Source organism: Pseudoalteromonas sp. Angola-30, assembly GCF_028599215.1.
Classification (GTDB): Bacteria; Pseudomonadota; Gammaproteobacteria; order Enterobacterales; family Alteromonadaceae; genus Pseudoalteromonas; species Pseudoalteromonas atlantica.
Map to the genome: position 1 here is coordinate 1 of NZ_JAQREI010000065.1, position 458 is coordinate 458.

Annotated in this window: 1 protein-coding gene; it reads left to right on the forward strand. The window is 70.1% G+C overall.

The features are described 5' to 3' along the window. Positions 1 to 95: 95 nt before the first annotated feature. A partial coding sequence (locus tag PSH54_RS20610) for a LysR family transcriptional regulator (protein WP_273607015.1) occupies positions 96 to 458 on the forward strand: 363 nt, incomplete at its 3' end.

The window sequence follows — 458 nt, forward strand, 5'->3', positions numbered from 1 at the left end:
GAGTACGGTCGTCCGAGAGCTAGACGGTGCGATGGTAAGCTGGCTGCGAAACCGGCGTCCAATTCCGATTCACCACCCGCCCATACGGAAATGATATGACCTCCCGGCGCATGAGCTTCCGCCATATCGAGGCGTTCCGGGCGGTGATGGCCACCGGGTCGATGACGGAGGCGAGCCGGCGGCTGCACACGTCGCAGCCTCAGGTCAGCCGTCTGATCGGGCAGCTCGAAGGGATCACCGGTCTGCCGCTGTTCGACCGGGGCGGCAGTCGCCTGATCCCGACGCTCGACGGAACGCGGTTCCATGCGGAGGTCGAGCGTGCCTTCGTCGGCCTCGCCAGCCTGGAGGCGGCCGCCGGCCGCATCCGGGCCTTCGGCGCCGAGCGTCTCCGGGTCGCCGCCATGCCCCGGCTCGCGGGCGGCCTGCTGGCGCGGGCGGTCGCCCGCTTCCAGCTAGAC